The organism is Kluyvera georgiana (assembly GCF_050990895.1).
GTDB lineage: Bacteria > Pseudomonadota > Gammaproteobacteria > Enterobacterales > Enterobacteriaceae > Kluyvera > Kluyvera georgiana.
This window is the reverse complement of record NZ_CP158865.1, coordinates 3,245,132-3,267,546: the sequence shown is the minus strand read 5'-3', so window position 1 is coordinate 3,267,546 and position 22,415 is coordinate 3,245,132. Positions and strand designations below refer to the sequence as shown.

The following is a 22,415-nucleotide window of genomic DNA, read 5'->3' as shown; positions in this document are numbered from 1 at the left end:
ACAATGCCATTATGTGAATTTATATGCAATATATTTGAGTAAATATTTTATTTGAGATGAAAAAAAACGGATAGGCCAGAGGCTTATCCGTTTTCTGTTTTAATGATTATGCAAAAATCAGTTACGACGCTCGAAGGCCAGCGCTTTACGTTCAATCAGACGCATCAACAGCGTCAGCAGGCCGTTGACGACGAGATAGACCAGCCCGGCGGCACCAAATACCATCACATCGTAGGTGCGGCCATAAAGCAGCTGCCCGTGGCCCATCACTTCCATCAGAGTAATGGTGTAGGCCAGAGAGGTACTCTTGAACACCAGCACCACTTCGTTGGAGTAGGAGGAGAGCGCGCGCTTAAACGCGTACGGCAGCAGAATCGCCAGCGTATCTTTCTTACTCATTCCCAGCGCGTTACACGACTGCCACTGGCCTTCCGGAATCGCGCGAATGGCCCCGAAGAACAGCTGCGTGGTATAGGCGGCGCTGTTCAGCGACAGAGCAATCAGCGCACACAGCCACGGTTCCGAGAGCAAATGCCACAGTACCGGGTAGTTCTGCAGCGTCGGGAACTGGCCGGGGCCGTAGTAGATCAGGAAGATCTGCACCAGCAGCGGCGTGCCGGTAAACAGCGTAATGTAGCCGCGAACCAGCCACACCAGCACCGGCGTCTTCAGCGTCAGGATGATGGTGAAGATCAGCGCCAGCACCAGCGCCACCACGATGGAGGCGACGGTCAGCGTCAGGCTGGTGTGCAGCCCTTTCATCAGTTCCGGTAAATACTCGAGCATCAGCCTGGTCTCCGTTCAAAGCGAGTGGTACGCAGGTCAATGCGTTTGAGAATGTACTGGCTGAGCAGGGTAATCACCAGGTAAATGGCTGCCGCCACGATGTACCAGGTAAACGGCTCCTGGGTACGGGTGGCAATGCTTTTGGTTTGCAGCATCAGGTCGTTTACGCTAATCAGCGAGACCAGCGCGGTATCCTTCAGCAGCACCAGCCACTGGTTGCCGAGCCCCGGCAGCGCGTGACGCCACATCTGCGGCATCACCAGGCGGAAGAAGATCGCGCTTTTCGACAGCCCCAGCGCCTGGCCGGACTCCCACTGGCCTACCGGCACCGCTTTCAGCGCGCCGCGCAGGGTTTGCGAGGCGTAGGCGGCGTAGAGCAGGGAGAGGGCAATCACGCCGCACAGGAACGGGCTGACGTCAAAGTTTTCAATCTGCATCTGCACCGGAATCTGCACGAAACCGAGGTTGATGCTAAACCCATCGGACAGCGTCAGCAGCAGCTGTGAAGAGCCGAAGTAGATAAACAGCACCACCAGAATTTCCGGCAGGCCGCGTAGCACCGTCACCAGCGCGGAGCCGAGCCATGCGATCGGGCGCCATTTTACCGACTCCCATACCGCAAAGAACATCGCCAGCGCGAGCCCGATAATCAGTGCACAAATGGCAAGGCCGACGGTCATGCCGGCGGCGCTTGCTAAAGGAAACATTTCGTTCATCAAGTCTTACTTCTGGAACCATTTCGCGTAGATGGTTTGGTAAGTGCCATCTTTCTTCACTTTTTCCAGCGCAGCGTTGAATTTCTGCTGCAGCTCGGTGTTGCCCTGACGCACGGCAATGCCCAGACCGGTACCGAAGTAACCTTTGTCGGTGACTTTGTCGCCAACGGCGGCCAGCTTGTCGTTCGCTTTCAGCCATTCGGTGACCACGGCAGTGTCGCCGAAGACGGCATCAATACGACCGTTTTGCAGATCCAGTTTTGCGTTCTGGTAGCTGTCGTAAGGCACGGTGGTGATTTCCGGATGTTTATCCATGATGAACTTCTGGTGGGTAGTGCCGTTCTGCACGCCCACTTTTTTGCCTTTCAATTGGTCGACGCCGGTAAATTTACCTTTCACGCCCACGAACAGCGCAGAATTGTCGTAATACGGGGTGGTGAACAGTACCTGCTTTTCACGTTCTGGCGTGATATCCATACCGGCCATGACCGCGTCGATGCGGCGGAACTTCAGGCTTGGGATCAGGCTATCGAAAGACTGGTTGCTGAAGGTACAGGTGGCGTCGATCTCTTTACACAGGGCGTTCGCCAGATCCACGTCAAAGCCGACGATCTGGTTGTTGGCGTCCATGGACTCAAACGGAGGGTAAGACGCTTCGGTAGCGAAACGGATGGTTTGAGCAGCACCAGCGGAGAGGCTAACGCTAGCAAGCAGCGCGGCAATCAGTACTTTTTTCATCGTCATTGTCCTGAATCTCAGTGAGAAAGATAACTTCTAAATGCATCAGTCTGTGGGCTGTTAAAGCAGCTTGCATCGCCTTGTTCGACGATATAACCGTTTTCCATGTACACCACGCGGCTGGCCGTTTTACGCGCCACTTCCACTTCGTGGGTGACGATCACCTGGGTAATGTTGGTTTCCGCCAGTTCATGAATGATGCTGACGATCTGGGCGGTAATCTCCGGGTCGAGCGCAGCGGTCGGTTCATCAAACAGCAGCACCTGCGGTTCCATCATCAGCGCACGGGCAATCGCCACACGCTGCTGCTGGCCGCCGGAGAGATGCAGGGGATAACGGTCGCTGAACGGCTTGAGGCGTAAACGCTCGAGCAGTTTTTCGGCACGCGCCATCGCGCTGTCTTTGCTTAAGCCGAGCACGCGGCACGGCGCTTCAATCAGGTTCTGTACCACCGTCAGGTGCGGCCACAGGTTGTACTGCTGGAAGACCATCCCTACGTTTTGACGCAGTTCGCGAATCGCCTTGTCTGACGGGGTTTTAGCAAAATCGAAATGGTTACCCGCAATCGCCAGGGTACCGGACTTCGGCATCTCCAGCAGATTCAGCACGCGCAGCAGTGAGCTTTTGCCTGCGCCGCTGGGGCCAAGCAGTACCAGCGTTTCGCCCTCCGGGCACTGTAGCGTGATGTCGAACAGCGCCTGATGCGCGCCATAAAAGCAGTTAATGCCGTCTAATTTAATGCTCATTGATACCCGTCACGAAAGAGTTATTCTCGCCCTGGAAACGCCAGGTGCTTACTCTGCTGCCGCTCTTCTATTTCCCCGCTGAAGGCATCAGCCATAGAGGAATTATCAGCAATTGAGGCCGCAAATAGTACCTTTGACAGAATAGTTATGCAATATTTGTGCGTTAAAACTTAAATATAAACCAACTTTTCTTTTAAAGTTAGCACAAAATAACGGTCGGGGTGGGCGAGGGGTATAAATGTCGGCATTCCTGGAGGAATGCCAGACATTTTGCCGGGATAAACGATTTAGCAGGATTTGTTTACACTTTATTAACGTTTCTCGAGAGATTGACGCAACGTACCCGCTGGCGCGTGGCTGTTGTTGCCAAGGTAGCGCACATCGTCCACCGCCCAGCACTGACCTTCCCGAATCATCAGCACTTCATCTTTCCAGCTTTGGGTTCCCTGTTTTAAATCGACGCGCAGCGGAATATTGCGGGCATCGGTATTCGGGATAGTCGAAGCGCTAGCCACGCTTGCCGAATCAGGCGCCGTAGCGCTGCTGGAGAACAGGCCGGACTGCATCAGCGAGCGTTTGCTGGCATCCTGACTGCTCTCGTTCAACAGTTTGGCGAGGCCGTCGCTGAGATAAGGACGCAGGGCGGTGATGTCGCTAGTCCGGTGCTGGATCTGGTCGTCGTAGAATTTTTGTGCCACGGTATCCGGGCCGCCTTCAACGCACTGCCCCACGCGCGTGCCGGTATCTTTATAGGCGGGAGTGACGGTGGTGCAGGCGCTCAGCAGCAGCGCGGCGGGAAGAATAAGTGCAAGGTTGGTGTAACGCATAGTGATTCCTTGTTAGCTGTCTCAACATTAGTCGCTTCTACGCCGTCGAGGGCGTATCAACCGCCGCCATGCAGCGGGCGCGATTTACGTATACGATAATGAAGTAATCCCTTTTCAAGCATAGCGTATCGGTCCGATAATGCGTTTAGCGCTGAGAGCTAAGGCATTGAACGTTAAAGAAGGAGCTGTCCATGCAATTTTCAACCACCCCCACCCTTGAAGGGCAACCGATTGTCGAATACTGCGGCGTGGTCACCGGAGAGGCGATTTTAGGCGCCAACATTTTTCGCGATTTCTTCGCTGGGATCCGCGATATCGTTGGCGGTCGCTCGGGGGCATACGAAAAAGAGCTGCGCAAAGCGCGCGAAATTGCCTTTAAAGAGTTGGGCGAGCAGGCCGCGGCGCTGGGTGCCGATGCGGTTGTGGGCATTGATATTGATTATGAAACCGTGGGTAAAGACAGCAGTATGCTGATGGTCAGCGTGAGCGGTACGGCGGTCAAAACGCGCAGATGAAACGTATTCTGACAATAGCCATGCTGGCGGTGTTACTGGCGGGATGCGCCAGTAACGATGATAAAAAGGCGGTTATCGAGAAACTTGACTATGTGCTCGATACCAGCCGTTCTGCTCCCGCGGCGTATCCGCGCATCAAAATGCTGGTGATTCACTACACGGCAGATGATTTTGATGTCTCGCTCACCGCGCTGACCGGCAAGGATGTGAGCGTCCATTATCTCATTCCTGCCGTGCCGCCGCTGGTACGCGGCAAGCCGCGAATCTGGCAGTTGGTGCCGGAGTCCGAGCTGGCGTGGCACGCGGGGGCGAGTTTCTGGCGCGGGGCAACCCGCATTAACGATACTTCTATCGGCATTGAGCTGGAAAACCGTGGCTGGCAGAAGTCGGAGGGGACGAAGTTCTTTACGCCGTTTGAACCGGCGCAAATCCAGGCGCTGGTGCCGTTGGCGAAGGACATTATCAAACGCTACAACATCGAACCGCAAAACGTGGTCGCACATTCGGATATTGCGCCGCAGCGTAAGGACGATCCCGGTCCGTTATTCCCGTGGCAGTCGCTGGCGCAGCAGGGTATCGGCGCGTGGCCGGATGCCAGCCGCGTGGCCTTCTATCTGAACGGCCGCTCGCCGAATGCGCCGATTGCCTCGTATACCCTGCTGGATTTGCTGGCGCGCTATGGCTATGACGTTAAACCGAATATGACCCGGCTCCAGCAGATGCGGGTGATAGCGGCCTTCCAGATGCACTTCCGCCCGACGCGTTATGACGGCGTTGCGGATATGGAAAGTCTGGCGATTGCCGAGGCGTTGCTGGAGAAATACGGCCAGGGCTAAACCCTAGCGATGCAGCTTACCGTGATCTTCCAGCCAGGCGGCGGTACGTACGATGCCGTCGTCCAGCGAAACAATCGGCTCGTAGCCCAGCTCTTCGCGGGCGCGGCTGATATCCAGCGTAAAGTCGAAGTTCAGCTTTGAGACGCCGTAGTGGGTCAGCGACGGTTCTTTGGCTTTTTTATCGCCAAAGCGCTCCATGCTGCGCGCAATCATATCCAGCATCGGATAAGGCACCGAACGAATTCGGCAGGCAATGTCCAGCTCGTCGATTAGCCGCTCAACGATGCTTCGCAGCGTGCGCGGTTCACCGTTGGTGATGTTGTAAGCGCGGCCTGACGGCAGGCCGTCGCAGCGCGGCTGGCTGGCGAGCCACATGGCGTGGGCGGCGTTTTCGTAGTAGGTCATATCAACCATCGCGTGGCCGCCGCGCGGCAGCAGCACGCTGCCATAATGGTGCATCATCTGCGCCAGTCGCGGGATAAACACCTTATCGTGCGGGCCAAAGACGCTCTGCGGGCGCAGAATGGTAAAACGCGTGTTCGGGTTGGCCTGCGCCAGCAGCTGGATCACCTCTTCGCTGGCGGCTTTACTGCGGGCGAACTCGTTGGCAAAACGGTGCGGGCGAAAATCTTCTTTGATATCCCGATGGTGGTGATAGTCAAAGTAGAGTGACGGCGAAGAAATATGGATAAAGTTGCGCACCCCCCAGGCCACGGCCCATTCGCCGAGGCGGCGGGTGGCACGGACGTTGGCGAGGTCGAAGGCGGCCTGGGTGCCCCACGGTGAAGTAAAGCTGGAGCAGTGCCACAGCGTATCAACGCCGGCCAGCATGACTTTGGCCTGAGAGGAGACCAGTTCGGTCAGGTCGGCATGGACGAACTCGGCGCCCATTTTTTCCAGCAGTTTGCCCATCGCTTCATTGCGACCGCTCGCTCTGACGCTAATGCCCTTGCGGCGCAGATACTCAACTGCGTTTCTGCCTAATCCGCTCGTGGCGCCGGTGACCAGTACCTTCATAATCATCCACAGTGTTAAAAAAGAGTTTCGTGCGCATTCTTCCGTTTATTTCACTTGTATGCAATGGGAAACTAAGACGAAAAAGGGTTATTGCGCACTTTTTCCTGTGACTTCTTCTGCCAGGCGGGCAATACGCCGCGCCATTCCGCGAAAGATGAACAGATGTGCTGGAATCATCAGCAGCCAGTAGATTAATCCTGGCATACCGTGCGGATGCCACCAGGCGCGCACGTCAAGTTCGCGATGGGTGCCTTTATCGACCAGCGTAAAGCTAAGACGCCCCAGCCCCGGCGCTTTCATGCCAAACAGCAGCGTCAGCGCTTTTTCGGGTTCAACGATAATCACCTTCCAACTGTCGACCATGTCGCCGGGCTGGAGCAGCGGGTGCGCGGGGCGGCCTTTGGCGAGCCTGTGCCCGACCAATAGATCCATCGCCGCGCGGGTTTTCCACAGCGCGTTGCCAAAGAAATAGCCCTCCTTGCCGCCGAGCCGGTTAACCACTTCCCACAGCGCCGTCAGGCTCGCCTGGGTGCTGACGGTGAAACCTGCCTGCTTGGCAAAGAAGCCGTACTCCGGACGCCAGCGGGCGAAGGCCTGCGCGTCATAGCCCCAGTCGCTGGAGTTGGCCAGCTTTTTCTCTTCCTCCAGCGTGCGGCGTACCGCTTCATCGAAGGGGATTAAGGTTTGCGGGATCAGCGTGCGCAGCGCGCGATCGTCGGCCAGCAGATCGTGTTTTAATCCCTGGATCAGCGCCTTGGCGATCGTCGGCGGAACTGAGGTGATCACGTTCAGGAACCAGACCGAGATCCAGCTCGTGGGGAAGGGGATGGGAATGAGCGGGCGATGACGGCCGCTGACTGCCATAAAATGTTCGAACTGCTGCTGATAGGTCAGCTCTTCCGGCCCGGCGGCCTCAAACACGCGGTGTTCTGTGGACGGATGATTGAGCAGTTCGACCAGGTAAACCAGCAAATTCTCCAGCGCAATCGGCGTGGTGCGCGAACGGACCCAGCGCGGCGGCGTCAGCACCGGCAGGTTGTAGACCATATCGCGCATCACTTCGAAGGCGGCGGAACCCGCGCCAACGATAATCCCGGCGCGCAGCTCGCTGACCGGCACGCCCGCTTCGCGCAGGATATTGCCGGTAAGCTGCCGGGCGCGCAGGTGCGGCGACTGCTGGTGCTCTGGCGCTTGTAGCGAGCTGAGAAAAATCACTTGCTTAACGGGGGTAATCCGCAGCGCGTCGCGGACGTTTTCCGCCACCCGGCGTTCATGGCGGATAAAATCCTGGCTTTCACCCATGCCGTGAACGAGGTAGTAAACGGTATCCACGCCGTTCAACAGCCGGGCAATATCCCCGTTTTTTTCCAGGTCAACGGAATAGCAAGTCACCCCGGCAAGCTGTAGCTTCTGGAGTCGTTCAATGCGACGTGCCACCGCCCGTACGGTATAGCCGCGCAGGCTTAATTCAGTGACCAGATGCTGGCCAATATAGCCGCTGGCCCCAAAAACCAAAATAGTCTGTGACACGCCGAACTCCTTATCGTGCTAAAAAGGCTTTCCAGTGGGCAACCACTTCCGTGAGCTGTTGACGATTGACGTCCAGATGCGTGACCAGCCGCACGATGGGCGAGGCGTTGATCAGCACGCCGCGCGCCTGCATAAACTCCCCCAGCACGGCAGCATTTTCTTCGCCCACGCGCACGAACAGCATATTGGTGTCGTGACGCATGACGTCGGCGCCAATCTCACGCAGCGCAACGGCAAGCCAGGCGGCGTTGTCGTGATCGTCCTGCAGTCGCGCGACGTTGTTTTGCAGCGCATACAGCCCGGCCGCCGCCAGAATACCGGCCTGGCGCATGCCGCCGCCGGTCATCTTCCGCCAGCGGTTGGCGCGTTTGATGTAATCATAATTCCCGACCAGCAGCGAGCCGACCGGCGTGCCCAGCCCTTTGGACAGGCAGATGGTGAACGAGTCGCAGTATTGGGCGATATCTTTTAGCTCGCAGCCGTAGCTAACCAGCGCGTTGAAGATGCGCGCGCCGTCGACGTGGAGCGCCAGACCGCGTTCGCGGGTAAAGTCCCACGCCGATTTAAGATATTCGCGCGGCAGTACCTTGCCGTTGTGGGTATTTTCAATGCTCAGAAGTTTGGTGCGCGCGAAGTGGATATCGTCGGCTTTGATTTTTGCCGCCACTTTATCCAGCGGCAGCGTACCGTCGCTGGCGGCGTCAATCGGCTGCGGCTGAATGCTGCCCAGCACCGCCGCGCCGCCCGCTTCATACAGATAGTTATGCGCGCCCTGGCCAACGATGTACTCCTCGCCGCGTTCGCAGTGGCTCAGCAGCGCCACCAGGTTGGCCTGGGTGCCGGTGGGCAGGAACAGCGCAGCCTCTTTGCCCGCCAGTTCCGCAGCGTACTGCTGAAGGGCGTTAACGGTAGGATCGTCACCATAGACGTCATCACCGACCGGCGCGGCCATCATCGTTTCGAGCATGGCGCGCGTCGGGCGGGTTACGGTATCACTGCGTAAATCAATCACGGCATTTCCTTTTTAAACTCGGAAGAATGCCACCATTTTTACCTGAGCCAGTTGGTTTTCGCCAGTTCGATCACTTCATCGCCACGTCCGCTGATGATGGCGCGCAGCATATACAGGCTGAAACCTTTGGCCTGCTCGAGTTTAACCTGTGGCGGAATCGCCAGCTCCTCTTTGGCCACGACCACGTCGACCAGTACCGGACCGTCGATGCTGAAGGCACGTTGTAAGGCGTCATCGACGTCGGCGGCTTTCTCGACGCGAATGCCGGTGATGCCGCAGGCCTCGGCAATGCGCGCGAAGTTGGTGTCGTGCAGTTCGGTGCCATCGGTCAGGTAGCCCCCGGCTTTCATCTCCATCGCCACAAAGCCCAGTACGCTGTTATTAAAGACCACAATTTTGACCGGCAGCTTCATCTGCACCACCGACAGGAAATCACCCATCAGCATGCTAAAGCCGCCATCGCCGCACATCGCGACAACCTGGCGTCCCGGTTCTGTCGCCTGCGCGCCCAGCGCCTGCGGCATGGCGTTGGCCATTGAGCCGTGGTTGAAGGAGCCGAGCAGACGGCGCTTACCGTTCATCTGTAGGTAGCGAGCGGCCCACACCGTTGGCGTGCCGACGTCGCAGGTGAAGATGGCATCATCGTCGGCAAAACGGCTAATCTGCTGCGCCAGATACTGCGGGTGAATGACTTTGTCGCTGGGTTTGGCCAGATCGTCCAGCCCTTTACGCGCGTCGCGATAGTGCTCCAGCGCTTTATCGAGAAAACGGCGATCGCTTTTCTCTTCCAGCAGCGGCAGCAGGGCGGCCAAGGTGGCTTTGATATCGCCAACCAGCGCCATATCGACTTTACTGTGCGCGCCGATGCTGGCGGGGTTGATATCTATCTGAATGATGGTGCTTTCGCTGGGGTAGAACGGGCGATACGGGAACTGGGTGCCCAGCAGAATTAGCGTATCGGCGTTCATCATGGCGTGGAAACCGGAGGAGAAGCCAATGAGCCCGGTCATGCCGACATCGTAAGGGTTGTCGTACTCGACGTGCTCTTTACCGCGCAGTGCGTGGACGATGGGGGACTTGAGTTTTTCAGCAAACGCGGTCAACTCGTCATGCGCCCCGGCGCAGCCGCTGCCGCACAGCAGGGTGATGTTGCGTGAGGATTTCAGCGTGTCGGCCAGTTTTTCCAGTTCGCTCTGCGGCGGCGTGACTATTGGGTGCGGGGCCGGATACCAGTGGCTGCTGGCGTTTTCCGGCGCGGCCTTCAGCGCCACGTCGCCCGGTAGTACCACCACCGATACGCCGCGGTTAAGCACCGCTTTACGCATCGCAATGGCCAGTACTTGCGGGATCTGCTCGGGGGTGGAGACCAGCTCACAGTAGTGGCTGCATTCACGGAACAGCTCCTGCGGATGCGTCTCCTGAAAGTAGCCGCTACCGATTTCACTCGACGGAATATGTGCCGCAATAGCGAGGACGGGCACGTGATTACGGTGACAATCAAAAAGGCCGTTGATGAGGTGCAGGTTTCCCGGCCCACACGACCCGGCACAGACCGCGAGTTCACCGGTTAGCTGTGCTTCGGCGCCTGCCGCGAAGGCGGCAACCTCTTCGTGTCGCGTCGGCATCCACGCAATGGTGCCCATGCGGTTAAGACTATCGCTCAGGCCGTTGAGCGAATCGCCCGTAACGCCCCAGATTCGTTTCACGCCAGCCTGTTCGAGCGTTTTAGCAATGTAGTTGGCTACGGTTTGTTTCATTGGTTTTCCATCTCCTGAAGTGTGATACCGGTTACAAGTTTAGATGAATCCTGTCGTTTCGCTGGGAAAATCCCCTTATTTTCAGCGGGTATATTTTGTAAATGAGAAGCAGTAACGTAGTGTTCAACAGGGATAAAACAGGAAAAATATAAATGATGACAACCATATTAAATTCACTGAACCGCACGCTGTCGTGCGATGATTTTGGCAAGCTGTTACTGCGTTTGGCCGTGGGCGGGCTGATGCTGTTTCATGGGCTGCATAAGCTGTTTGACGGTGTTGACGGCATTAGCGCCATGCTGGTGGCGAAAGGTCTGCCGGGCTTTATCGCCTATGGCGTGCTGGTGGGTGAAGTGGTCGCACCCATCCTGCTCATTCTTGGCGTGCTGACGCGCCCGGCGGCGTTAGTGTTGGCCTTTACCATGGTCGTGGCCTGGTTGATGGTGGGGCTCGATAAAACCGCCGCACTGGATAAAACCGGGGCATGGGCGATTGAGAGCTTGGTCTATTTCTTTGTTGCGGGGTTGGCGATCGCGTTTCTGGGGGCGGGGAAATTTGCGCTGGGTAGCAAATCGACCTGGCAGTAGTGACTATTTGACGATATATCCCAGAGGCGAGCTCACTCGCCTCTCTCTAAAAGAGCGTTAGTCTCTGTCGTCGCTAAACCACCGTTTTTTCCTGCGTTTCACCGCGTGTTGAATCAACGCATTGCTCATCGCTGCGCCAATCTCGGCGTTGGCCACCAGCCCCTGAATAAAAGGACGATCGTGCATTAGCCACGGCAGGCCGCCAAAAGCGATCCGTCCACGGGCGTTATCCGGCGCCAGCAGCGTGTAATCGTCACCGATATCCGGAATATCATCACCGCAGGCCAGCAGTTGAGTGCGTAATGTCGGGAAGGGAATATCTTTGCTCTTTAACGGTTTTTGTCCTCTTGCATCGATGAAGACATCAAATTCGCTGCGTTGATTATTGTGGTAAATAACCGTCGTGTCGCCTTCGTTCTGTCGTTCATAATCCGCGCCCAGCGCCAATATTGCGATTAGCCCGGCGTCGTGCAGGGCCAGCAGACGACGGATCGACTCAGAGGGAATTGCTGCATAGTTATCGATAAACACGCGCGCTAGCCCACGCTTGAAGCGTTCATTGTCATGCTCGTCCAGATGAGGCACAACCTCTTCGATGATCTCATGCAGACGTAGCAGGGTGTAGCGCCAAGCCACGGTGTGCTGCTGTTGCTTGTTACGTTCGACTTCCAGCAGATTGAGCTTTGCCCAGTCAAATGGGTCATGGCGTATTCTGTCGGCAAAGTAGGCGGCGGAAAAGGTATCGGCGGTGAGATTTTCCAGGCCAATCTGCTGACTCCAGTTTGGGGCTGAGTCCTGTAACTGCTTCACAATCAACTGAAAGATGCGATCTAATAGCCCATCAGTGCCCGATGCTATGACATGCACAATCGCCTCTTCTGTGGCGATATTGAGGGGTTCATAGGGAAGAGGGCAGTAAAAATCGGCTTCCGGCAGTATTCCGGTGCGCGACATTAGGGTGATTTTCAGGTTTTGGCTGCCGGGATGACGTATAAACTGCGGCACATTGTCCCTATCGCTGGTGAAGAAACCATGCTGGCTGACGACCGCAACCGCAGCATCAATTGCGCTTAATGAGGTGCCCAAAATCCCCACGCGGCAGGCGTCAATTTTGGCTTCCATCAGGCCGGACCATGGGCTGGGGAAAAAATCGCGAGGAGAGTCATCATCCTCAGGCCACTGATGGCCCGTGGCTATGACGGCAAAATCAACGTCGACCGGACGTTCCGTGTGGTTGATCCACAGAGCAACCCCGTGTGGATTTGCACTCAGGTCGGTGACTTGACTGGATTCGTTAAGGGTGATGTCGAAGCCAAAAGATCGCGCTTTGTCGATGATGGCAAAAAGACGATCGCGATAATAGTCGCCAAGGAGCACGCGTGGTAAAAACTGGCGCTCATGCAGCGTCATACGTTCGATATTAAATTGCGCCAGGTATTCATCGCTCTGGTTTTGTAACCATGTCAGATAGGTAATATAAATGGGCGGGATCTCAATACTGGCGATGTTGGCCAGCATAGATTCCGTGCTGTTTTCGCCGCTATAAGGCATACCAACGCCTGCGTGCTCAGCCTGCTCGTAGAGCAAGATAGCCAGCGGTTCTCCCCGCTCAACCAGGGCGTGGAAAGTGTATATACCGGTAGGGCCGACGCCGACGATGGCCACTTTTTTCATGACAGATCCTTGTTAATCGTTCGCAGATAGAACGGGGATGTTGAGTCGTCTTTCAATAGTCATTGTGGTCGATAAATTGATTTTGGCGATCTTCATTTCACGCTGTTCATACACCTGCCAGTTGAATGGTGAACCCGTTGATAAGTTTAGATGAGACTTGTCGTTTCGCTGGAAAAGGCCGGTTCATAGGCGATTTAAAGCCTGGTGACTTTTTTTTGGCGAGATGGAAAATGTGAAACCATCCCGCTGAGGTTGAACCCAGCCAGCCTTTCGGTAACTGTTTCTAGCCGGTATTGATAAGATTGACGGGGTGTGTTGCGGATTGATAAATTGTTTCGCAAGAAAATAATGTCGAGCTATTGTCAAAATAATGGTAGATAAATGTATTGCTACGTAAGTTATGGAACAGAATATCACCATTAGTAAACGAGGCTATCTCATAGCCCTCTGTATTATTTTGCTTTGTGCCCACTTCAAAATTATCCCCCCATTTTTCCTGAACATGGCCGTAGAGATGAAAAATGACCTCAATGTATCCTCTCTTTTGGCAGTTGAGCGTTAAATGTTTTAATGGGCTGCTAATAGCAGAGACCGCCTGAGAGTGAATAAACAAAACAATAATTACTGTGTTTTTTATAATGCTTAGTGTTTCATTAAACATAATGAAAATTAATCCTTAAAGCGAGGTTATGGAGTCAAGGTTTAGCGTGAATGTTCCTGCGCGGTAGTAAATTGGGAACAAATTTCCTTAATGTCTTGTTCACATTCGAGAAATGCGTTTACCACCGAGGGATCAAACTGTGTTCCTGCCCCACTAATAATGATGTCGAGGGCTTTACTATGAGACATGCTTTTTTTATATACACGCTTACTGGTTAATGCGTCATAAACGTCCGCGACGGCCATCACGCGGGCGCAAAAGGGGATATCGGTACCTGACAGGCGGTCGGGATAGCCTTTGCCGTCCCAGCGTTCATGATGGCTGCCCGCCATATCAATGGCGCAGTGGAGAAACTCACTGGGTGCTCGCAGTTTATCTGCGGCATCGGCTAGCAGCCGCCGACCGATGGTGGTGTGCGTTTTAATCACGTCAAACTCTTCGTCGGTAAGGGCACCAGGTTTCAGTAAGATTGAGTCAGGAATGGCCACTTTGCCGACGTCATGCAGAGGTGCCGCATGGAATAATGAATCGATAAAAAAAGGATGCTGTGCTTCTGGATGATACTTTTCCAGAACCTCAGCAAGGCGTTTCACGTAGAACTGGGTGCGGCTGGTATGTCCTCCTGTCTCCGGATCTCTGGAATCACATACGGCGGCCATCGCATGCAGCAAAGCATGATTTGAATTCTCGAGGTCTTCTTTCCATATATTCATATTTTTTCGTAATATCAAATATTCTACAAGTTCATGTAGTATGATCAGAATGAATGCCCCTATAACTGCATAGATAACCGGTAACCAAACGTTATAGAAATAAAATGCGCAAAACATGGTGGCATTTAACAGGATAACTAAGAATGTAATAATGCTAATGCGACGAGTAAAATTGTTCGATAAAAAATAGAGTATATTTATTACTGACAACAAGCTAATGCAGGTGATGACATCCCATATTTTAAGCCATGATGGATGTATCACGACGTTATTGTTCATGATATTGTTCAGCATCGTTGCATGCGCGCCAACACCCGCAATCGCCTGGTGATCGCGCATGATGACTTTGTCATGGAGTGCAGCTGAGGAGGACCCAATCAAAATGAGTGGCTCTGATATTTTATCGGATTGCCCGGAGAGTATCATTGACGATGATATGCTAACGAACGGGCTTTCAGCTGGCTTTGTGTTTATCCAGGCCTTACCTTCATTGTCTACCGGGATATGATACTGACCGACATTAATTTCCCGTCCCCAGACGGTTTTCTCAATTGAAAAGTGGTCGACTCCCTCTTTTTCCATTAGCATGGCCAGAGTAAATGATGGAATATTACCTTCGTCGCTGTTAATTATCATTGGAATATTACGTAGGACACCATCACCTTCATTGATAAAGTTAACAAAACCAGCGCGTGTAAGCGATGTTCTGATTTCGGGTGTATTTTTTAATATCATTTCAGCATAGGGTAAGTTCAAGCTGGTGTTAAAAATGTGTTTAAGAGTGTGAGTATCACGAGCACGACTCAGAATAAGTTGTGTTGCCCCAACGATAGGGGCTTCATCCCGCAAAACACTCGCCAGATAATGATCGTTGTCGCGCATACCCTCGGGCACGCCGACAACAAACATATCCATATCAAACTCCATTTTATACCGTTGCTGAATATAATTCAGTGACGTTCTATCGGGTTCTAAAAGAAGAATGTCCATGCCAATAACCTGGCTCTTTTCCTGCCTGGTGGCTTTGATCAAATTGCCAAGAACATAACGCGGCCAGGGCCATTGGCCAACTTTCTGTAAGCTTAAATCATCAATATCCACAATCGCCACGGTGGGGGCTTTCGGCTTGTATGGAGTAAGAATATTAAATATCTCCTGTAGATGGTCCTCCAGCGAGATAAAAATATTATTGGATGTGGCGATAAAAATGAGCCAGATAACCATAAAGGTGAGGCCAATGACGCCATGGGGCCGGCGTTTTTTTTTCGTACTTGTGAGAGGCATATTAGTGCACCATGATTTCTACTCGCCTGTTTTTAGGCTGTGAGCGGCCTGATGGCGTTTTAATCAGCGGATCAAAGGGGCCATGATAGCGAATATCCATAGCGGATTGAGGGAATCCCCCATGTAATAACATGTCATGGATAACTTGTGCCCGGCGCAGGGAAAGCTGCATATTATACTGGTTATTACCTATGCCATCGGTATGGCCGATGATGGTTATCTGACAAGGTTTACGCTGCAGGCAATCTTTTCTAACGCGATGGATGAGGTCGCTCGGCGCAGATAATGGTTCAACTGAATCATTAGGAAACCAGACCGTTTCACTGGCAAGTGGCGCCGGTTCTGCTTTAAACAGTGCAGGACGCTGCTGGCGGGCATCAGCAGGAGATAACTGGCCCTCATGTTCTCCCAAAAGACCATCGACAAGGGTTTGCCCCGAATTGTCTAATGTGACGGGTTGATTATCATTATTTTTTACAATGACACGCCCGACATGCCCGGTGGCATCGGGAAGCAACGTTACTTTGGTGCTCGTACAACCGGCCAATAATAATAATGCAGATAATATAATTTTCTTTCTCATGCGGAATAGGCCTCAATCGGTTGAAACAAGAAATCGCGTGCCCCGAACAGCAATAACTGTCGTTGGCGTTTTAAATTTCACGGCTGCAGGATCTAGTTTTCCTAATCTTCCCGATGAATATAATGCGGCTCCGCGACTTAATAAAACGTCAAAAGAGTAGCTATGCTTTAACGGCGTGTAGTCATATTTATTGATCTGGAATTTGCTATCGGAATCTAACGCGACAGTTGTACCATCATTAAAACTTAATCCGGCATAGCCATCTTTTCCTGTTTGAATCACATCCCCTTCATATATTTCATCCCCGGAAGAGATGATCTGGCATGATGAACGCAACATTTTGCAGGCGTGAGCCGTTTCTTTTATCACAGCCACCTTTTCGGCCGCTATAGCATCAGCGGAGACGAAAAGAAGTACTGCTACAATTATTCTCTTTGAAATAGTTTGCATGTTTTCTCCAATCATGAAAATACACTAATAGTTTCAGTTCGTGAATAGCAAGTACATAAGGCAAAGAGAAGTGCACTAAACCAAATTATGTATTATGTTGATGAACAGATTTTTCCTGATAAACAAAAGCATCAGCTCTGCTAATCGTTTCTTCAAGCGTCCCTGAATACTCAGCTAACCCGACAGAGAATTCTGGTAACAATATTATATTGTGCTCATCAACCTTTATATATTGACGCGACATAAATCGTAATCGCTTAATCAATTGTTCTGCATCTTCAGGTTTGAAGTCGTAGAGCATAATGATGAATTCGTCCCCACCGAAACGAACGACACGATCTGTACTACGTAACGAATGTCGCAATAGTCTACTAAAAGCAACCAAAATTCGATCGCCAATCAGATGGCCATAGTTATCATTAATTTGCTTAAAATTATCCAGGTCAAGCATGATGAGATGGCTTGGCTTGTTGTTTTTTGTCTCTTCATAAAGATAATGTCGGTTATAAACTCCGGTGAGCGGATCGATGTAAAGGTTTTTACGTTCGCGAACTAAACGTATATAACCTCCTGTGCGCCAAATAGCAAAAGACAGAGGTATAATGAGTAGTAATATAGGATTGAGGTAACTCAGTATAGACAAGTTATGTATTACTGACTTTACTTCCTGTTGTTCCTTTTTATTCATCTCATTAAGTTTAATGTTTATCTTTTTTATTTTTTGACAATGATTATTGTTCTCTCCGGATTGTGCTTCTGACATCGGTTGTGTCGTTTTATTTTTCCACTCAATTGGTTTTTCTTTCTGTATCTCACGATGAAGGTCTTTACGGTTAATGTCCGCCTCAGGGCACATTGCCTGAAGTTGATCTGAGAGCGTTTTTTGTAACATCAAATGCCGAAACGAGACGGTTTTTAAAACATTGCTTACTCTAATATTTTCTCTGTTATTTAGCTGAAAAACACATAACAGTGAGATGGATGAAATAATCAATACAAGATACGATATAAAAATATTTCTTTGTTGCATCATATAATAAGAATTACTATGCTTTTAAAATTCAAGTTCAGGTTTAATTATTGCAATTTAGGTCTTTGTTGAGATATTGCAGTGAGGTAATAAAAAACCTTAAATCACGATAAATCGTACCCCATTTTTGATGGTTTAAGTTTTATTTTCTGGCCCGTGGAAATCGGATTGGGGATATATTACGATTTTATTCTGTTTTTAACAACTGTCAGGTGATGAGTGTAACTAATTGAAATGATTGATAAAAACTAATCCCGCATTTTGTTTTTAGTGTTATGTTTTAAATTAGACACTGATATCCGGTTTTTTATTCTGATTTTTATTTATTTATTGGTTTTAAATTTTGCATTTATGGGTTTTTTGGTGTCTTTTGTTTGCTTTGGTTTTGATTTGTCAACGGCTTATTTGTAATATAGATGACCAGCCTGCAACTATAATAAGTTAAACGCGATTTATTCAATGGTATTAGAATCGCGCTAGTTTTAAAGAGACTTCCCGGTAAAAAATGGTGGTGAGAAATGAACCAACAGTCTAACAATATAGCGCCAGACGCGAGATTACTCCGGCTGGCACGACAATATAAAAGACTGTTGAACCGCTATCAAAACCAGCGGCGTGAAGTACAGTTACAGGATGTTGCTGATACCCTCGCGTGCTCGCCTCGTTATGCCCGCACGCTATTAAAAGAGATGCAACAAATTGGCTGGATTAGCTGGGCCTCCTTACCTGGGCGGGGTAAGCAAAGTCTCATACAGTGCCGGCATGACATCCATCACCTTCAGGAGGGTATTGATACTCCTGTTAAATCCTCCGTGATACCAAAACCGGTGATACCCGCATCTGGCGGGTATCATTTCATCTTTCCTTACTATCGTCCGATTTCCGCAATCGTTCCTAAATTATCGGCACAGCATCTTACCCGGCATTTAATCAGAATGGTTCATGTGGGATTGGTGAGGTATCTTGACGGTAATACGCAGCCAGAATTGGCTCTTGCCCACCACGTTGAGGTATCTACCGATAGAACGTGCTGGCGCTTTTATCTTCGGCAGGGGCTGGTATGGCATAATAACGATCCGTTCAGTGTTGCTGATTGCGCGCGCACATTGCGCGCTTTTGCTGGAACAGAAGCGTTACCTTATGTTCAGAGTATTACCGCTGACCAGCAATGTATTGAGTTCAATCTGACGCAACCTGATGAGATGTTACTGCATCGTTTGGCGAATCCGGTTGTTGCAATACCGCATCCGGTTTTTCCCACAGTTGGCATCGGCCCGTTTTTGATCGCTAAACATACTGATGACGGTATCTCACTTGTCCGCTTTCCCGGCTGGTACGGTGAAATGCCGCTCGCGCGCGCGATTACGCTTGAAACGCGTTTGCGGAAAGTCAAGGACTGGGGCGTGGTTCAACTTGAGACCGAGCGCTCTACGGAGCGGCAGGAGAGGGCAGAAACCTTGACCTGTAGCGATACGTTTTCCTTCCTGGCATTTAACAATAGCAGCACGAGTATTCTCTCTCGTCAGCAGCGCATCACGCTGACAGAAATCGCGAAAACTCTGGCGAGCAGCATGATGAAGAAGCAGTCTGATCTGCTGCCCGTTGAGAGTTGGCTGACGATGTCTGGAAAGAAAATGGACATGTCCGAGCTCCCTCCGCTGCTTTCCATGGCCTATTTCAGTACGCCTGATACGGAAATTTTCGTCAAAATGTTTGCCCGATATTTGCTGCGTGTCGGATGTCGGTTAACGGCACGTGCCATTCATAATACCCATTGGCCAGCAAGCGGAGCGCTCTGGGAAAGCATGGATATTGCCCTGGGCTACTTAAGCTCTGTCCAGCAAGCCGCGTTTACTTTTGAGGAACGCTGGCGCAGAAGCAGCATGGTAAAGGTATTCTGGCCAAAAGAGACTCAAAAACGCGTGATAAGGTTACTGGACAGGTCGGTACACCGAGAGCCGGAACGTCATAAGCGGTTCCTTATTGCGCTTCAGCGGCATGCTATTCGCCATCATTTGGTCGTTCCTCTGTATCAAAAGCAGTACACGTTGCGGTATCCAGAATCAGTGAAGGGGATTCATTGCCATCCGCAGTGCTGGCCAGATTTTGCGAGGATATGGATTGATGATAAAAACAATACGTGGTGACAATCGGCAGCTGTTTATCTTTATGCATGCCCATTAAAAAAGGCCACCCATTTTACAGGGTAGCCTTTTTGCCGTAGTGGGTGAATTACGCCACTACCAGGTCGCCCTGCGGATGGCAGGAACAAGCCAGTACATAGCCTTCGGCTATTTCCGCATCCGTCAGCGTCATGGTGCTGCTGACCGTGTAGTTACCGTCAACCACTTTGGTTTTGCAGCAGCCACAAACGCCCGCACGACATGCGGCAACGACCGGCACTTTATTGCTTTCCAGCGCTTCCAGCAGCGTACTGCCCACCGGCGCGTAAAACTCTTTCGCCGGTTGCAGTTTGGTGAACTTCAGACCGCTGGTTGCAGCTTCAGCCACCGGGGTAAAGAACTGCTCTTTAAAGAAGCGGGTCACGCCCAGCGCTTTCACCTCTTTCTCAACCAGATCCATATACGGCGCCGGGCCGCAGGTCATCACGGTACGAGAGCTCAGATCCGGCACGCTTTTCAGCAGATCGGTCGTCAGTCGGCCAGAAACAAAACCGTGGGTGGCATTGTTTTCAGCGACTAGCGTCACCGGATAGTTACGCCATTCGTCGGCAAAAATAACATCTTGCGGTGAACGCACGTTAAAGATCACCTGCACATCGGCCTGTGGGCGGTACTTTGCCAACCAGCGACGCATTGACATGATTGGCGTCACGCCGCAACCGGCGGCCAGCATCAGGAACTTATCTTCCGCTTTATCCTCACAGGTAAATTCACCCATGGCATCGGACAGCCAGATATAGTCGCCGCGCTTCACGTCGCGGGTCAGCCACTGTGAACCTGCGCCATCGTCAATCCGGCGAATGGTCAGCGTAATGTACTCGCTTACCCCCGGCGTAGACGAAATGGTGTAAGCACGCAGCGTTTCCGCTGAATTACGTACGCTGACCAGTGCATACTGCCCGGCGCGGTACGGATAATAGTCGTGGCACAGCAACGAAATCGTCCATACATCCGGCGTTTCCTGGTGGATGTGATGCACCTGCATCCGCCATGGGCACTGATGAGTTGGCATTGTCATTCTTTACTCCTTACGCGCTCAGCAGCTGCTTCATGTCTTCTTCAACGGTGGTGACGGAACGCAGGCCGAATTTCTCGTTGAGCACAGCCAGCAGATCCGGCGTGAAGAAACCAGGCGCCGTCGGGCCAGTGACGATGTTTTTCACGCCCAGCGACAGCAGGGTCAGCAGAATCACAATCGCTTTCTGTTCGAACCAAGAGAGCACCAGAGACAGCGGCAGGTCGTTGACGCCGCAGCCCAGCTTCTCTGCCAGAGTGACTGCCAGGATGATGGCTGAGTAAGCATCGTTACACTGACCGGCATCGACCAGACGCGGCAGACCTTCGATATCGCCGAACTCCAGTTTGTTGAAACGGTATTTACCGCACGCCAGGGTCAGGATCAGGCAATCGTCTGGTACGCTGGTGGCGAAGTCGGTGAAGTAGTTACGTTCGCCGCGCGCGCCGTCGCAGCCGCCGACCAGGAAGATATGACGCAGTTTTTCACGGCTGACCAGGTCGATCAGCGTATCAGCAGCGCCCAGCAGCGTCTGACGACCGAAACCTACGGTGATCAGGTGCGGGATTTCGCTGTACGGGAAGCCAGCCATCTGCTGCGCCTGAGCGATAACCGGACCGAAGTTGTCGCCTTCGAGGTGGCTCACACCCGGCCAGCCGACGATGCTACGGGTCCAGATACGGTCGTCGTAAGCACCCACGGTTGGGTCGATGATGCAGTTAGAGGTCATCACGATTGGGCCAGGGAAGCGAGCGAACTCAACCTGCTGGTTCTGCCAGCCGCTGCCATAGTTACCAATCAGATGTTTGAACTTGCGCAGTTCCGGGTAGCCGTGTGCCGGCAGCATTTCGCCGTGGGTATAGACGTTAACGCCGGTACCTTCGGTCTGCTCCAGCAGGTTGTAGAGATCTTTCAGGTCGTGACCGGAGATCAGGATGCATTTACCAACGGTTGCTTTAACATTGACCTGAGTCGGCGTCGGGTGACCGTATTTAGTGGTTTCACCGGCGTCCAGGATGCTCATCACTTTGAAGTTCATCTGGCCGATTTCCATAGAACACTCCAGCAGAGCGTTCATATCGGCAGGCCAGGTCCCCAGCCACGCCATAATTTTGTGGTACTGGGCGTAGATGTCGTTGTCGTACTGGCCGAGAACGTGCGCGTGTTCCATATAGGCCGCGGCACCTTTCAGACCGTACAGGCACAGCAGGCGCAGGCCGAGAATGTTCTCGCCAATCGTCGCTTTGTCTTTGTTCGGGGTAAATTCAGCCGCCTGTTTTTGCAGGTCGCCCAGATCGTCGCTGACCAGCTGCAGGTCGGCCATCGGGTTATCGACGGTTGCGTTAGCGTCTTTGCCGAGGCACTGCGCTTTCAGCGCTTCACGCAGGGCAATCGCTTCACGGGCGTAGCCCACGATACGCGGAGAGTCGAAGTTAACGTTGGTCAGGGTGGAGAAGAACGCGCGCGGGGCGAAGTTATCAACGTCGTGGTTGATGATGCCGTATTCACGTGCTTTCACCGCCCATGCGGACAGACCTTGCAAAGACGCAATCAGCAGATCCTGTAGATCGGACGTTTCAGCCGTCTTACCACACATACCCTGAGCGTAAGAGCAGCCGTTCCCTGCCGGAGTACGGATGGTTTGTTCACATTGCACACAAAACATGGGTCACACCTTTTTAAAGTTATATTTAATATACATGTTTAAGGGTAAGCCTGAGACTCAACCTTGAAAAGGCATTTTTAGTGCAACTT

The 22,415-nt window shown here is 52.3% G+C and carries 21 protein-coding genes; 4 read left to right on the top strand and 17 right to left on the bottom strand.

Annotated features, from left to right (window positions below; translation table 11 throughout):
• Nucleotides 1-117: 117 nt before the first annotated feature.
• From artM to ABTW00_RS15530, 5 genes are all read right to left on the bottom strand, one after another.
• Nucleotides 118-786 (bottom strand): arginine ABC transporter permease ArtM, encoded by a 669-nt coding sequence (gene artM / locus ABTW00_RS15550; RefSeq protein WP_065355645.1) that lies wholly within the window; start codon nt 784-786, stop codon nt 118-120.
• Nucleotides 786-1,502, bottom strand: coding sequence for an arginine ABC transporter permease ArtQ (gene artQ / locus ABTW00_RS15545; protein WP_433636275.1), 717 nt, complete (start codon nt 1,500-1,502; stop codon nt 786-788). Before artQ ends, artM begins: the two co-directional genes overlap by 1 nt.
• A 6-nt stretch (nt 1,503-1,508) precedes the next feature.
• Nucleotides 1,509-2,240 carry an arginine ABC transporter substrate-binding protein ArtI gene (gene artI, locus ABTW00_RS15540; RefSeq protein ID WP_064548676.1) on the bottom strand — a complete coding sequence of 244 codons (732 nt, stop codon included), beginning with the start codon at nt 2,238-2,240 and terminating at the stop codon, nt 1,509-1,511.
• Between the two features lie 17 nt (nt 2,241-2,257).
• Entirely contained in the window at nt 2,258-2,986 is a 729-nt protein-coding gene (gene artP / locus ABTW00_RS15535; RefSeq protein ID WP_064548678.1) for an arginine ABC transporter ATP-binding protein ArtP, read from the bottom strand.
• 311 nt (nt 2,987-3,297) lie between these two features.
• Nucleotides 3,298-3,813 carry a lipoprotein gene (locus ABTW00_RS15530; protein ID WP_433636274.1) on the bottom strand — a complete coding sequence of 172 codons (516 nt, stop codon included), beginning with the start codon at nt 3,811-3,813 and terminating at the stop codon, nt 3,298-3,300.
• Nucleotides 3,814-4,004: 191 nt separating this feature from the next.
• On the opposite strand from ABTW00_RS15530, the gene ABTW00_RS15525 reads away from it, so the two are divergent.
• Nucleotides 4,005-4,328 (top strand): heavy metal-binding domain-containing protein, encoded by a 324-nt coding sequence (locus ABTW00_RS15525; RefSeq protein WP_065355648.1) that lies wholly within the window; start codon nt 4,005-4,007, stop codon nt 4,326-4,328.
• Nucleotides 4,325-5,164: an N-acetylmuramoyl-L-alanine amidase gene (locus tag ABTW00_RS15520; RefSeq protein WP_433636272.1), complete on the top strand. Its 840-nt coding sequence runs from the start codon at nt 4,325-4,327 to the stop codon at nt 5,162-5,164. Before ABTW00_RS15525 ends, ABTW00_RS15520 begins: the two co-directional genes overlap by 4 nt.
• Before the next feature lie 3 nt (nt 5,165-5,167).
• Here the strand turns inward: ABTW00_RS15520 and ABTW00_RS15515 are convergent, their stop codons facing one another.
• The 4 genes from ABTW00_RS15515 to poxB all read right to left on the bottom strand — a co-directional run bounded on the left by ABTW00_RS15515 (nt 5,168) and on the right by poxB (nt 10,480).
• The gene (locus ABTW00_RS15515) at nt 5,168-6,181 is read right to left on the bottom strand and encodes an NAD-dependent epimerase/dehydratase family protein (protein WP_065355729.1); all 1,014 of its coding nucleotides are present in this window, start codon (nt 6,179-6,181) and stop codon (nt 5,168-5,170) included.
• Between the two features lie 87 nt (nt 6,182-6,268).
• A complete protein-coding gene (locus ABTW00_RS15510) occupies nt 6,269-7,711 on the bottom strand; it encodes a DUF2867 domain-containing protein (RefSeq protein ID WP_433636270.1) in 1,443 nt (480 codons plus the stop codon).
• A 10-nt stretch (nt 7,712-7,721) separates the two neighbouring features.
• Nucleotides 7,722-8,723, bottom strand: coding sequence for a low-specificity L-threonine aldolase (gene ltaE / locus ABTW00_RS15505; protein ID WP_433636269.1), 1,002 nt, complete (start codon nt 8,721-8,723; stop codon nt 7,722-7,724).
• 38 nt (nt 8,724-8,761) lie between these two features.
• A complete protein-coding gene (gene poxB, locus ABTW00_RS15500; protein ID WP_064548692.1) occupies nt 8,762-10,480 on the bottom strand; it encodes a ubiquinone-dependent pyruvate dehydrogenase in 1,719 nt (572 codons plus the stop codon).
• A 152-nt stretch (nt 10,481-10,632) separates the two neighbouring features.
• On the opposite strand from poxB, the gene ABTW00_RS15495 reads away from it, so the two are divergent.
• Nucleotides 10,633-11,067: a DoxX family protein gene (locus tag ABTW00_RS15495; protein WP_065355653.1), complete on the top strand. Its 435-nt coding sequence runs from the start codon at nt 10,633-10,635 to the stop codon at nt 11,065-11,067.
• Between the two features lie 57 nt (nt 11,068-11,124).
• Here the strand turns inward: ABTW00_RS15495 and ABTW00_RS15490 are convergent, their stop codons facing one another.
• From ABTW00_RS15490 to ABTW00_RS15465, 6 genes are all read right to left on the bottom strand, one after another.
• On the bottom strand, nt 11,125-12,741 hold the full coding sequence (locus tag ABTW00_RS15490) for an FAD-NAD(P)-binding protein (protein WP_433636268.1): 1,617 nt from the start codon (nt 12,739-12,741) through the stop codon (nt 11,125-11,127).
• A 283-nt stretch (nt 12,742-13,024) separates the two neighbouring features.
• Nucleotides 13,025-13,402: a hypothetical protein gene (locus ABTW00_RS15485; RefSeq protein ID WP_065355655.1), complete on the bottom strand. Its 378-nt coding sequence runs from the start codon at nt 13,400-13,402 to the stop codon at nt 13,025-13,027.
• A 41-nt stretch (nt 13,403-13,443) separates the two neighbouring features.
• Entirely contained in the window at nt 13,444-15,399 is a 1,956-nt protein-coding gene (locus tag ABTW00_RS15480) for a CHASE2 domain-containing protein (RefSeq protein WP_433636267.1), read from the bottom strand.
• 1 nt (nt 15,400) lies between these two features.
• Nucleotides 15,401-15,982 carry an OmpA family protein gene (locus tag ABTW00_RS15475; protein WP_433636266.1) on the bottom strand — a complete coding sequence of 194 codons (582 nt, stop codon included), beginning with the start codon at nt 15,980-15,982 and terminating at the stop codon, nt 15,401-15,403.
• 12 nt (nt 15,983-15,994) lie between these two features.
• Complete coding sequence (locus ABTW00_RS15470) at nt 15,995-16,432, bottom strand: FecR family protein (RefSeq protein ID WP_433636265.1); 438 nt, start codon at nt 16,430-16,432, stop codon at nt 15,995-15,997.
• Between the two features lie 85 nt (nt 16,433-16,517).
• The gene (locus tag ABTW00_RS15465) at nt 16,518-17,324 is read right to left on the bottom strand and encodes a GGDEF domain-containing protein (RefSeq protein WP_433636264.1); all 807 of its coding nucleotides are present in this window, start codon (nt 17,322-17,324) and stop codon (nt 16,518-16,520) included.
• Between the two features lie 656 nt (nt 17,325-17,980).
• Here ABTW00_RS15465 and ABTW00_RS15460 point away from each other — a divergent pair.
• Nucleotides 17,981-19,609, top strand: a complete 1,629-nt coding sequence (locus ABTW00_RS15460) for an SgrR family transcriptional regulator (protein WP_433636263.1) — start codon at nt 17,981-17,983, stop codon at nt 19,607-19,609.
• Between the two features lie 85 nt (nt 19,610-19,694).
• Here the strand turns inward: ABTW00_RS15460 and hcr are convergent, their stop codons facing one another.
• The gene (gene hcr, locus ABTW00_RS15455; RefSeq protein WP_433636262.1) at nt 19,695-20,663 is read right to left on the bottom strand and encodes an NADH oxidoreductase; all 969 of its coding nucleotides are present in this window, start codon (nt 20,661-20,663) and stop codon (nt 19,695-19,697) included.
• A 10-nt stretch (nt 20,664-20,673) separates the two neighbouring features.
• Nucleotides 20,674-22,326, bottom strand: coding sequence for a hydroxylamine reductase (gene hcp, locus ABTW00_RS15450; RefSeq protein ID WP_433636261.1), 1,653 nt, complete (start codon nt 22,324-22,326; stop codon nt 20,674-20,676).
• Nucleotides 22,327-22,415 lie beyond the last annotated feature (89 nt).